12 protein-coding genes are annotated in these 12,735 nt (G+C 39.3%); 7 read left to right on the top strand and 5 right to left on the bottom strand.

Annotated features, from left to right (window positions below; all coding sequences use genetic code 11):
* Positions 1-11: 11 nt before the first annotated feature.
* The 3 genes from MKZ26_RS18580 to MKZ26_RS18570 form a co-directional block, all read right to left on the bottom strand.
* Complete coding sequence (locus MKZ26_RS18580; protein WP_338655335.1) at positions 12-557, bottom strand: DL-endopeptidase inhibitor IseA family protein; 546 nt, start codon at positions 555-557, stop codon at positions 12-14.
* A 707-nt stretch (positions 558-1,264) separates the two neighbouring features.
* A complete protein-coding gene (locus MKZ26_RS18575; protein WP_338655333.1) occupies positions 1,265-1,693 on the bottom strand; it encodes a VOC family protein in 429 nt (142 codons plus the stop codon).
* Between the two features lie 903 nt (positions 1,694-2,596).
* Complete coding sequence (locus MKZ26_RS18570; RefSeq protein WP_340767120.1) at positions 2,597-3,376, bottom strand: hypothetical protein; 780 nt, start codon at positions 3,374-3,376, stop codon at positions 2,597-2,599.
* 533 nt (positions 3,377-3,909) lie between these two features.
* On the opposite strand from MKZ26_RS18570, the gene MKZ26_RS18565 reads away from it, so the two are divergent.
* A complete protein-coding gene (locus tag MKZ26_RS18565) occupies positions 3,910-4,050 on the top strand; it encodes a sporulation histidine kinase inhibitor Sda (RefSeq protein WP_067212419.1) in 141 nt (46 codons plus the stop codon).
* 101 nt (positions 4,051-4,151) lie between these two features.
* On the opposite strand, the gene MKZ26_RS18560 is transcribed toward MKZ26_RS18565, so the two are convergent.
* Entirely contained in the window at positions 4,152-5,537 is a 1,386-nt protein-coding gene (locus MKZ26_RS18560) for a S41 family peptidase (protein ID WP_340767119.1), read from the bottom strand.
* A gap of 200 nt (positions 5,538-5,737) precedes the next feature.
* On the opposite strand from MKZ26_RS18560, the gene MKZ26_RS18555 reads away from it, so the two are divergent.
* From MKZ26_RS18555 to MKZ26_RS18540, 5 genes are all read left to right on the top strand, one after another.
* Positions 5,738-6,634, top strand: coding sequence for a hypothetical protein (locus tag MKZ26_RS18555; RefSeq protein ID WP_340767118.1), 897 nt, complete (start codon positions 5,738-5,740; stop codon positions 6,632-6,634).
* A gap of 405 nt (positions 6,635-7,039) precedes the next feature.
* Positions 7,040-7,813, top strand: a complete 774-nt coding sequence (locus MKZ26_RS18550; protein WP_340767117.1) for a hypothetical protein — start codon at positions 7,040-7,042, stop codon at positions 7,811-7,813.
* Between the two features lie 518 nt (positions 7,814-8,331).
* Entirely contained in the window at positions 8,332-8,601 is a 270-nt protein-coding gene (locus MKZ26_RS18545) for a hypothetical protein (protein ID WP_340767116.1), read from the top strand.
* Positions 8,602-8,664: 63 nt separating this feature from the next.
* A complete protein-coding gene (locus tag MKZ26_RS22400; RefSeq protein ID WP_445683437.1) occupies positions 8,665-9,045 on the top strand; it encodes a transposase in 381 nt (126 codons plus the stop codon).
* A gap of 332 nt (positions 9,046-9,377) precedes the next feature.
* On the top strand, positions 9,378-9,824 hold the full coding sequence (locus MKZ26_RS18540) for a transposase (RefSeq protein WP_340767687.1): 447 nt from the start codon (positions 9,378-9,380) through the stop codon (positions 9,822-9,824).
* A 108-nt stretch (positions 9,825-9,932) separates the two neighbouring features.
* On the opposite strand, the gene MKZ26_RS18535 is transcribed toward MKZ26_RS18540, so the two are convergent.
* Entirely contained in the window at positions 9,933-11,276 is a 1,344-nt protein-coding gene (locus MKZ26_RS18535) for a Na+/H+ antiporter NhaC family protein (RefSeq protein ID WP_067212425.1), read from the bottom strand.
* 205 nt (positions 11,277-11,481) lie between these two features.
* Between MKZ26_RS18535 and MKZ26_RS18530 the strand changes: the two genes are divergently transcribed.
* Entirely contained in the window at positions 11,482-11,937 is a 456-nt protein-coding gene (locus MKZ26_RS18530) for an S-ribosylhomocysteine lyase (RefSeq protein WP_067212432.1), read from the top strand.
* The last annotated feature ends 798 nt before the right edge of the window (positions 11,938-12,735 follow it).

Raw genomic sequence — 12,735 nt, 5'->3', positions numbered from 1 at the left:
GGTTTCATCTTTTATTTCTTATATTCCGGAAGTTTACTTATACGCCAACCTGATTTCCTCACGTATTCGTACGTAACTTCGAACGTATCAAATTCGCCTGTATAGCCTACGGGTACCCTCACTTCGAATACGCTTTTATTCTTTTTCGATTTCACCAATTTTGCTGTCGCCTCACTCCACTGAAGAAGCGATTCACCGTCAACCTCTACCTGCGCCAACCTCCTTTGTTGTTTAATAAAATTTTGGTCCTTCATAAATTGTTTGGCAACTTTTTTTGTTACTGACTTCTCTAATTCGACCCTCATTTCCTTCTTCGTATCCAAGTGGCTAGCCATGTAGCGATATGTCTTACCTTTATAGTTGAACCTCATATATTCCCCTTCTATATAAACCCCACCTGCTTGCACAAGACTCGCCGTCGCCGCCCAACTTGCAGCAATCTCCACCGCTTTCTCCGAATGAACTTCACTTTCTTCCACCTCGGCAACAGCCGATTGCTGGCAAGCAGTACATAACAACAGCAATAGCGACAAGCTAAATAGCCACAACTTTTTCAATTCCATGCCACCTCTCATATATTTATAACTTTCAAGTCGTATGTATATTGAACAAATAAAAGTCTATATAATCTTAGGTGGGAGGCATCCCCTAGCACCGTAACGAATTCAACCTACATATGTTGAACAAATGAATACGGCGCATGCGCTTTACAAGGGCTTTTAGGAGGCCTTTGAAAAAGTCCCAATACTTAGAACTAATTAGAAGTCGCGCCTTCGCTGGATGGTCTATGTGAGGAAGAGCATTTCATTAGCTGTGAAGAAATCTGCAACCTGGAGTGCGTCTTTCCTAAATATAGTTAGTATCACATAATAATCATCTTACAATCTCGTCATTTACATCTCAAATTCACATTTCTCACGATAATGAACACTCTAGCGCATGCGCGACAAAGGGGTCGCCGAAGCTGTAAGACTGGATGCGAAGCGCTAATCCAGGCTTATGGCGAAAGGCATCCCAAAGCGCCAAGCGTTCTACAATCCACAACGAATTACAATTCTCTCCTTATTAAGCGCTACCGTAGATTCAATGGGATTCCTAAATTCAGCATATATATATAGCTGTAAGTCCTACCAATTATGTATATGCGAGTAAAGGGAATGATACGTATTGAATTTAAGAAAAGCGCTGGAGTCTAGACAATGAAAAAAAAACGCAATACGCTTTGAAGTCTGCGCATTGCGTTTTACTTTTCAGTGTTGTTAAATCACATGAAAGTTTCTCCACTGTCATAATTAAATTGCCAAATAATCCCGAACTTGTCCGTTAATTGGCCGTAGGATTTGCTCCAGGGTGTCTCTTGGAGTTCCATAACTACTTTGCCGCCTTCTTTCAGTTTACTAAATGCAGATGTAATCTCTTCTAAATCCTTACTAACGATTGCGAGGCTAATGTTGTTGCCTTCAATAAATGGCATTCCAGGAAACACATCTGAAAACATAACATTGCTTCCGCTAATATTTAGACGGGAGTGCATAACAAGATCTTTCGCTTCTTCTGGAAGTGGATATTCCGGATTAGGCGGCATTTCTCCGAATGTCATTATTTTCGGGTTTTCTATTCCAAATACCTCTGCATAGAAATTCACCACTTCACGACAATTCCCGTTAAAATTAAGATAAACATCAACAGCCATTACCATCACTCCTTCGATTTTTAACTAATCTTTATTGTTAAGTGTCTTGTCCCAATAGTGTAACACTTCTTTTGTTTCGGTGTCATGCGAGGTACTTTCACGCAGTCAAATCGGAAACCGCTCCGACAACTTGATTACCAAATAGTGTCACTATATATGTTTACCAAATGAATACGGCGTACGTGCTTTACAAGTACTTTTGGGCGGCCGCTGAAAAAAAACTAGTACTTGGAATGAATTAGAATTCCCACTAATACCGCTTCCGCTGGATGATCTATGTGAGAAAGAGCTTTTCATTATCTGTGATGAAATCTGCAACCTGGAGTGTGTCTTTCTTGAATAGAATTAATATCAAAAAGTAATCACATTATAATCTTATATACACAACTCGAAATCACATTTCTCTCGATAATGAACGTCCTAGCGCGGGCGCCGCAAAGGGGTCGCCGAAACCGTAAGACTGGATGCGAAGCGATAATCCAGGCTTACGGCGAGAGGCATCCCCAAAGCGCCAAGCGTTCTACAATCCACACCCCGAATTAATACTCTCTCCTTATTAAGCGCTACAGCAGATTCAAGTAGACATCACATGAATTAGATGCATACTCTTTACTAAGAGTATGCAAAGAACGCATTATACAACGTGCAAGAGTGCCCGAAATTGCATCTTCGGGCACTTACACACTACATAGAATGTCATCTATTTTTTCTTCCAAGTCTACTGCATTTTTCACTTGAATAGTTAGCCGAAAATAGTCCAGTGAAAATCAAGGTCATCAAGCCCTTCTCACCAGAATTTTATGTAAATAAATAGTTAATCAACAGACCGGAATGAAACATTAAAAAGCAGCATCCCCGAACCTATAACCAGTTCGGAAATGCTATTTTTTATCCGTTCACCATTCACAGTTTGCCTACCATCCACCCATTCAACACATCAACAATTAAAGAACCTTCTAAAAGAAAAAGGTAGATCGAAAAAGCAATTCCAAAAATGACAATATAGGCGAGGACGCAGTACAGCGGATCAATCCCCTCTTCTGCTTTGGTCAGTAATTTTATTAGAATATACAGCGGTATGATAAAAAATGCAAATAGGAGTGCAAACGATAGAAGAAAGTTACTGTAGGTGTACGCTTTTAATAGGAGCAAAATAAAGGATATCAATACGAGGAATGTGGATGGGATAAGATGCGTTCCGTAAATGCCAGCGATACTTTTGAATGAGTGTTCAGAACCGAGAAACTTAATCGTTAGGAACAATGATGCGATAATAATTGCTGTGCTGATAAACACAAATAATAAAGAACTACCAATCACTGAGGTAAATGACAGTTCGTGCGAAGCTCCAAGAAATGACGATGCAACACGTTTCATGGAGGTAAATAAAAATAAGCCAATAATAAATGCCATGGTTACTATATTTATTATGCCATTCAAAAACTCCTTTTCCCCTTGTTTAAGCGCCAGTGAAGGTTGCCTCAAATAGTTCAGGAAATAGTTCCAGTACATTTTAGATGCATTTTTAACCTTTTCGATGTATTCATTTGATTGTTGGTTATATCTTGCAGATGACCGATTTCTAGTTTGCTCCCCTTCAATCAGAATGTCGCCCAAAACCACGCCACAAACCGCACAGAATTTACCTTCACTTTGTTCATGTCCGCAATTTATGCAGTGCAATCCATGCCCTCCCATTCTTAGTCATTAATAAAATTCACTTTTCACTAATTACCACACAGCAACTTGATTATTCTACTCTATTCCTTCAACCCGTACTTATATTCTTAAAAACCTATTTTTAATGCAATTACCGAAATAACGTAAAGGGATTCGCCTAATCAGGACAGATAGAATGCATATTACTCAAATATTCATGTTTATTCTGTTTGTTTTAGAAAAGACATAATAACTATTTCGCACTAAAATTCATCAGAAATCCAAAAAAATGTTTCGACAAAATCTGCGTTTTTAACATCTGTGGATAAAGTTGCTAACGTTATACCCACCACTCCCTATGTATCCGTAGCCATTACAAACATATTAACCACAGCTTATCCACCGTCAACTGTGGATAAAGGAACAGTTGTTCTTAATCCGAATCTTTGGTAGATTAAGAGTACAACCTTGTTACATATCATCTTATGCATACACATTTCAATATAGTACACATAATCTATAATCTATAATCTATACGATTGGAGGTGGAACCCCAGATGAGTAAATTACCTGATGACTTGTTGATTGAATCCTATTTCAAGGCAAAAGACATCAAACTATGCCCTCACTTTATTCAATTGTTAGAAGCGGAAATTCGTCGACGCTCTTTACACTATGAAGTTCAACTTTCTTCTTGATTTTATAAATTTCTTAAAATGAATTTCATATTCCAAGAAAAAAAGCACCAGGTTTCACCCAACTTTATATTTCTTAAAGTCGACGAAAACCCGGTGCTTATTTATTTAACCGATACTTCTAAGTATACACCTTGTTTCATCGGTTTATTTTGCGTATTTTTATAAAGCGGATGAATCACAAGTACATATCTACTTCCCGCTATCAATGGTTTATTCGGAACAACAGTAACTGTAGTTGCATTCACAACCTTTATAGAAGCCCCGATTTCTTGTCCTCCCAATTGGATAAGTTGAACCGTTTTTTTATCGATGTTTTTCCAATTCATTGTTGTATTCATTTCAACCGTAAAATTCTTGCTGACGGGGACATTCACAAGTTCAGGAAGCTGTTTGTATCCCTTCAGCTTTTTAAGTAACTGATCATGATGGGACACTTCGAGCTCAGCCTCTTTTTTGGTTATGACATCCGGCTTAACACCCACTTTATCCACTGATTGCCCGCCCGGCGAATAAAATCTTGCAGTCGTCATTTTCAACACACTGCCATCATCAAATCCATACATCGCTTGCATCGTACCTTTACCGTAGCTCGTTTGACCGTATAAAGTAGCCGTCTTTTGCTCTTTTACTGTCGCAGAGACCATTTCCGAAGCACTCGCACTGTATTCATTAATCAAAACATGCGTTGGTCCGTTAAACTTTCTTGGTTGAATTGTCGACGGATAAGTCATCGGCTTACTGTTCTTTTCCCTTAATTGAAACGCGTTGACTGTATTTGGAAAGAATCCCGCAATGTCCTGTGCAGCTGTTATGTAACCGCCGCCGTTGTTACGCAAATCAACAATCCATCCATCTGCTCCGTTTAAAGATTGAATTGCTTTGTTCATTTCTTTCGAGGATTCCATCGCAAAACTGTTCAGTCGAATATAGGCAATATTGCCGCCAAGCATTTCATATTCAACATTCGGCAGCGAAATCTCTTCCCGCGTAATTTTTTTAGTGATTGAAGCTCGTTGGCCAATCCGGTCAATCGTTACTGTAACCACTGTTTTTTCTTCTCCGCTAATTAACGATATCGCAGTCTGAATTGACTTCCCTACGATGCTTTTCCCATTTACATGTGTAATCACATCACCCGGTTGTATTTCCGCTCTCGCTGCAGGCCCTTCCGGAATAACCGAAATGACTTTGACACCTTTCAAATCCTCTTCTAGCACAACACCAATTCCAACAATCCGCTGCTCAATCCCATTTACGAATCCTTGGTACTCCTTCGCACTCATATAGACGGAATGGGGATCGAGATGCTTTGTAATCTCCTTAACTGTGCCCTTAGACAACACCGATTCCGGCACGTCATCGACATAGAAATCACGCACCAATTGCCGGATTTCATCAAGCGGTTCTGCTGACGCGGAAGTTACCTGTGGAAGTAATACGAATAGCATGGCAAATAACAACACAAATGATTTCAGGCTTATCTTCACGCTGATTAATCCCTCCTATTAATTTCAACTTTCTTCTATTATACGCTTTTCATTGATGGGCTCCAAGTTAGATTAAAAGTATTCGAATCATTTTGTAATCATCCATATAATGAAGTGAAATGTTTATTTATCTAGTGGCTGACACCACCAATGTCCTGTATAGTTGAATGCACAACAACCCAATAAATGGAGGTACCAATATGCAAAAGTGGATACCACGAACAGCCATCCTGCTTCTCGCAATCATTGTAACGGGATGCAGCCCCGACAAAGATCAGATTCCCAGTGGAAAAACTGATCCAGTAGAAAATCCGACACCTACTAACGAAACCGTCTCCGAAAGCCCTTGGAATGGAGAATGGTTTTTCCTAAGTGACAACATACTGGGCACGCTGTACATTACGGAGAACGCTGAATCTGAATTCGACTACAAAATAAGCGGCTTACAGCCAACTACCGAAAACTCTTCTCCGAAGTCACTTACCTTTGAAGGGAACGGAACAATTGATGGCAATCAAGCCGAAGCTACTTGCGAGGCTACCGCTAACTGCAAAATGATCATCAAGATGGACGGCTCAGCTCTTCAGCTCACCATCAATGATGAAATTACTGACGGATCTGAGTTAATACTCAGCGGTGAATACAAAAAATCTACTTCAATAGAAGAAACACCTATGTTCCGTATGAAAAATGATCAATTCCTAATCTACGGCGTTCTACAAGGCGACAAACCGTCGGCAGTGAAAGCAAAGCTTGGCAATCCAGAATCTGAAGGTCCTGATGAAATGATACAAAATTACTGGATTCAACAATACCCCGTGAAAGAATTACTCGTCACGTATTACGACGATTGGGTAGAAACAATTTCTTTCACAACAACAAAAGAGGCTCTTGAGGCGGAAATTGCAGAGCACTTTGAAGGCGAACGATATCGCAATAAAGACGGTACCGACTATTTACTAGTACCGCAAAATCAAGATCTTTTACTGTATCGACCAAACGATGAGGACCCCTCCACAATCAATGTTCTCGTTACAGTAGCTGACGAAAACTTTTATTATAGTTTGGAGCACGGTGAAATTTCTAAGGTGGAGTAAACAACAAAAAAGTCAGCCAACTTTGAGAGTAACCCGTTCATTTGATTGGTTCAAAAAAGTAACAAGTAGCACCGTTAATCGTGGTGCTATTTTCGGTCTAAATGACATTAATACTAACACGATAATGTCAACTTACATTAATTAACGCAAGTCATTCGATTCATCCGCTATTTGAACTGCTAAAACGAGCGTTATTTCCCTATAAACATTGATATTAAGGCATTTAAAAGACTACTATTTCATATTTAATTTCCTTTTTTTATTATTGTACCGAACAGGTTACATTCATGTGGTTAGGTCTTTCTTGTGTACTTATTTATATATATATAATTAACGGAGTGTTGGTTCAAAGCTAGTATGCGATTTTACAATTACTGTGTTGTAAATGAAGTGAGGAGAAAAAGCATGGAGCAAGGTATAGGAATCGTGATTATTAGAAAACTGTTAACCACATTTGTTGCCACCATTACTTTTTCAGGGTTGATGGTGTATGGCATGATTTTTAGTTATGGTGAGTTTGAATATAACAAAGGGAATTCTTTTCTAGGGTGGTTGTTGGTTTATTGTATATATGTGGGAGTCGTTATTTTACTGTATGGGAACGTTGTGTCACTAATTCTGGATGCCATGCAACGGAAATGGTTTTTGAAAAAAGATTGGTTAACAATACTCATTTTAGGTGCTTTTGGATTGGTAAACGGATTGTTTTTTCAAGAAAGTACGTTAATGTGGTTCGGTATGGTTGCGGCTATCCTGTACGGGGTTATTGATAAATGGCTCTACAAAAGACAAAGTAAAGGAAAAAGTTTAAAAATGTTTGTACTAATACCTATTACTTTTATTTTTCTGTCGTGGTTATTTTTGCAATGGACATCGCCACCTCAACCTCCTTTCACAAAAGACGATGCGATAACCACTGCAACTGCTGGGGTAGGAACTCTCATCGATTATTTCCCGAAAAAAGTAGGGTTGCAAGAAGAAACAATTGATGGGTATAAAGTTGTGAGAGAAACAAGTGTAAAAGAAATAGGGAAAGAAAAATATATCGTGACCTTCAAAGAAGACTGGCAAATAGGAAATTCGAAAAATGCTTGGCTAATGTCCTACATTGTTAAAAGAGGAACATCAACGTTGTATGAGTATGAAGGTGTTGAACCTTCGTACTATAAAAATAAATAAAATAAGTACCTGTGAGATAAAAATAACCCGTTCAATTGGGTGGTATATAATTCAAAGTAACTGAACAAATCGCAAGACTTTTATTACTATGGTTTTAACAGAGAGTTCCCAACAATCCTTCTACATTTTTTGGTTGAATAAATATCATCTCTTTCATCTAAATTCACATTCAAATTAACCACTGAGTAAGCAATGGTATTAACACAATAATGTCACCTTACAATAATTATTGTAAGTCGTTTAATTCATCTTTCAATTCAATTGTTAAAACAAGTGCTATTTGTTTATAAACGTGATGTATAGGCATTTTAAAGACCGCTAATTCATGTACGAATTAACGGTCTTTTTCGTGCTTTAATTTGTATTTTGTACAACTCAACGGCTCTTACGCTCTTTTGGTGAATACATCTTTTCAATACTTTTCGGGTATAGGAATACTAAAAAGGAAAGGTTGTTGAATGAGATGAAATTACTCCATTTAGACGAAAGTGTTCGCATCCTTCATGAAGAACGGACGAATGAAGAACTCTTTTTTATCGTTGAAGTCGATTCATCATCAGCACGGTGCCCTTCTTGTCAGACATTGTCCTCTCGTGCGCACAGCCGTTACTGCCGTCATGTTGATGACTTACCGATTTCAAATCGACATGTTCATTTTCAAATTCTACTCCATAAGTGGTTTTGCGACATGTCTGATTGTCCAGTGGTCGTTTTTACTGAACGCTTATCTTGGCTACAGTCTTATAAAAGAAAGACCAATCGATTGGAGTCGGTCATCGAAAAAATAGCCTTTTCCACGAATTGTCTAACGGCAGAAAAAGTTTGCAAGGCGCTTCATATCCCTATTAGCCATGACACACTTCTTAGAAGAGTTAAAGCAGTTACCTTCGACAAGAAGTCCTCTCCCTTTCGTAGGCATCGATGATTTTGCTTTCAAAAAACGAATGACCTACGGCACAATTTTCATTGATTTGCAGACGAAAAGACCAGTAGATTTATTGGAAACACGCAACCAAATTCCCGTAACTGAGTGGCTCAACAATCATCCCGAAATTAAATTGATTACGCGCGATGGATCCAAAACCTATGCGAAAGCCGTCACAGAAGCTTCTTCGTCAATACTTCAGGTCGGTGACCGTTGGCATATACTTCACCAGCTTTTCGAAGCGATAAAAAAACTGTTTTCAGTCTCATACCAGCGAAATGGACACCTATTCCGATTGACAAAATAGTTGTTAAAGAAGAAAAGGAAAAACCTTTTCGCAAGAGCGATTACCAACGATTACAGAATGAAGAAAAAAGATGGGCGCGCATTCAACATGTCCACTCGTTATATAAACAGGGCTATAAGATAGCCGCCATCAAGAGGAAACTTCATCTTTCCCGTGGTACTGTTTATGCAGATTTGCGGCTGACAGAAAAACCGAACCACCAAAAAGATTCGCTCTATCAACACTATCATCCCCTCATTCACGCCTTGGTTTTAGACAGTCAAACGGGTGACCAAATTGAGCAAGCCTGTCATTCGGAAGGTTATAGAGGTTCTCGCTCTACTTTAAACAAAATGATTGCCGAGGAACGACGCAACATTGGACGAGGCAAGACGAAAGCATTTTCATTTCGTCAAAAAATCATTCAGGTGATTTGGGATCTTAAAAAAGGTGATCATATGGAGCGAATTCACCAATTGCATCCCAAGCTTTTAGAGGGATTTCCAAAAATCAAAGAACTCGATGAACTCGTTCAAAACTTCCGAAATTTGTTTACGGAAAAGAGAAGTGAAAAATTAGTAGATTGGCTAGAGAAATATGAACAAATTGATTATCCGTATATACAATCTTTCATTCGGGGTATCCAACAGGATATGGATGCTGTCACGTTAAGTATTCAAGAACCATGGAGTAACGGCCCCGTAGAAGGGCATGTCAATCGATTAAAAACAATCAAACGAATGATGTATGGTAGAGCAGGTTTTCAAGTGTTGAAAAATCGTGTTCTTTATGAATTTTAATTATGTGAAAATAATGGTTGATTCTACTAAAGAGACGGAACAAATTGATTCCCCAAAAGAGCGTAAGAGCCAACTCAACTTAACGGATTGAGATTTGGCTGATTTTTTTCACTTCAATTGATTAGGTGAAATCATAACCGTTTTTTCACTCTTATCTGTCTGACGAAATTTCGGATAACCAATTAAAATGGCAACAACACCACAAATTCCGATTAAGACAGGATAAAATGAATAAGGGATAATACTAACCGGTGATATTGCTGCTAGTCCAGCAGCCGCAAGCATTTGCCCTCCATAAGGCAATATCCCCTGCCAGCTACTTGCGAACATATCAAGTAAACTAGCCGACTTCCTTGGGTCAATTTCATATTCATCCGCGATACTTTTTGCTAATGGCCCAGTAATAATAATCGATATCGTATTATTCGCGGTGGCGATATTAGCCATACTAACTAAACCGGCAATCCCAAACTCAGCCCCTTTTTTCGATTTAATTTTGCTCGTAATAACATATAAAAGATAATCAATACCGCCGTTATGTTTGATAATCTCAACGACGCCACCGATTAAGATAGCAATGATTGCTAAATCCTCCATACTAATAATCCCTTCAGCAACTAGTTGTAAAAAACCACCGAAACTGTAAGACCCATCAATCATCCCGATAATTCCAGCAAATAGCGTTCCACCAAGCAAAACGACCAGCACATGTGCACCTAATAACGCCGCTACAAATACCGCGATATAAGGGAGTATTTTAAACAACTCATACTGATAGTCCCCACTCAAATCAGCTACATTACCTCGTGTGATTATACCTAGAATAAGCGCTGTAGCAATTGCCCCAGGCAAAACAATCAAAAAATTCACTTTAAACTTGTCTTTCATTTTTATATTTTGTGTCCTAACCGCCGCAATTGTCGTGTCTGAAATCATCGACAAGTTATCACCAAACATTGCACCGCCGATTACCGTCGCCATCGCCAATGCAAGCGGGATACCCGTTTGACTCGCAATCCCTATTCCAATCGGAGCCAATGCAACAACGGTCCCCATTGACGTTCCCATTGAAATCGAAATAAAGCAGCCAATAACGAACAATCCAACCATCAACAAATTCGTTGGTAATAGGGATAAGCCAAGGTTAACAGTAGATTCGACCGCTCCCATTCCGCTAGCAACTGCAGAAAATGCACCCGCTAAAATAAAGATGACAGCCATTAATATAATATTCGGATGGCCAGCGCCCTTAGTAAATGTCTCCACTTTACTGGACAACTTTTCTTTTCTATTCATCATCAAAGCGATAGCGGCTGCGATTAGTATCGCTACATTCAATGGCATATTTGAAAAGTCTTTTGTAAAAATTCCCGTGCCTATAAATAACAACACAAAAACAAGTAATGGAAAAAGCGCAAAGGGATTTCCCTTTTTCACTTTAAGTTTTGTCATAAATATTCCTCCTAGTAGTCTGTCGAAATCCCAGAACTTACTGAAAACATAGTATTTCTATATGAATTACAATAACTAATCGTATCCTGCTTTCTTACTGCTGTCAACAGAGCTATTTGTAGTTATCAGAATTAACATATAAATTAGTTTACATAGCTAGTTAAAGTGTGATAGGTTAGATGACAAACCTGAGAGGATGATTAAAATGGCAGTAGTGGAAAGCTTTTTATTGGATCACACGATAGTAAAAGCCCCTTATGTACGCTTGGCGGGTACGGAACAACACGAGAAAGGCAGTACTCTTCAAAAATATGACTTACGATTTTTACAACCCAACCAGGACGCAATGCCAACTTCAGCTGTTCATACGCTAGAACATTTACTTGCGACTTACCTACGCGACGAACTGACAGGGATCGTCGACGTATCACCAATGGGATGCAGAACAGGATTTTACATGATTATTTGGAATGAACATGAGCCTAAAGAAGTTGCCGCCGCTTTAACAACAGTGCTCGAAAAAGTAGTAACGACCGAACACATTCCCGCCGTTTCTGCACTCGAATGTGGCAATTATAAAGATCATTCGCTATTTGCAGCACAAGAGTATGCAAAGTTAGTGCTTGAAGCGGGACTAAGTGACGATCCGTTCCGCGATTAAGCATATTAAATTACGTACAATTATGATTGTCATTCTATAATTTAGCACCTGAAAACAACAGTAGAGGTCGCCCCAACGTTGAATTTGGGGCAACCTCTTTTTTGTTTGCAATCCTTGACTTCTTGTACTATATGAGTTGTAGGCTAATGTTCTGCCAACTAATTTGGTGAGCAGTGAGTTTGTTGGAGATTTTTCTATTTTTGTTGGACACTCCAATGATTTGATTGCACACACCACTGACTTCGTTGCACAATTCTCATAGTTGGTTGGACACTTCTCCGTTCGTTGCACACTTCACTTGTTTCGTTGGACACTCCAATGATTTGGTTGCACACTCTGCCGACTTCGTTGCACACTTCTCATAGTTGGTTGGACGCTTCGCCGTTCGTTGCACACTTCACTTGTTTCGTTGAACACTCCAATGATTTGGTTGCACACTCTGCCGACTTTGTTGCACACTTCTCATAGTTGGTTGGACACTTCGCCGTTCGTTGCACACTTCACTTGTTTTGTTGGACACTCGGATGATTTGATTGCACACTCCACTGACTTCGTTGCACACTTCACTTGTTTCGTTGGACACTCAGATGATTTGGTTGCACACTCCACCGACTTCGTTGCACACTTCTCATAGTTGGTTGGACACTTCGCCGTTCGTTGCACACTTCACTTGTTTCGTTGGACACTCAGATGATTTGATTGCACACTCCACTGACTTCGTTGCACACTTCTCATAGTTGGTTGGACACTTCGCCGTTCGTTGCACACTTCACTTGTTTGGTTGGACACTCAGATGAT

It is taken from the genome of Sporosarcina sp. FSL K6-6792 (assembly GCF_038004885.1).
Taxonomy (GTDB): domain Bacteria; phylum Bacillota; class Bacilli; order Bacillales_A; family Planococcaceae; genus Sporosarcina; species Sporosarcina psychrophila.
Note: the sequence above shows the minus strand (reverse complement) of the source record. Positions and strands in the feature narration are given on the sequence as shown.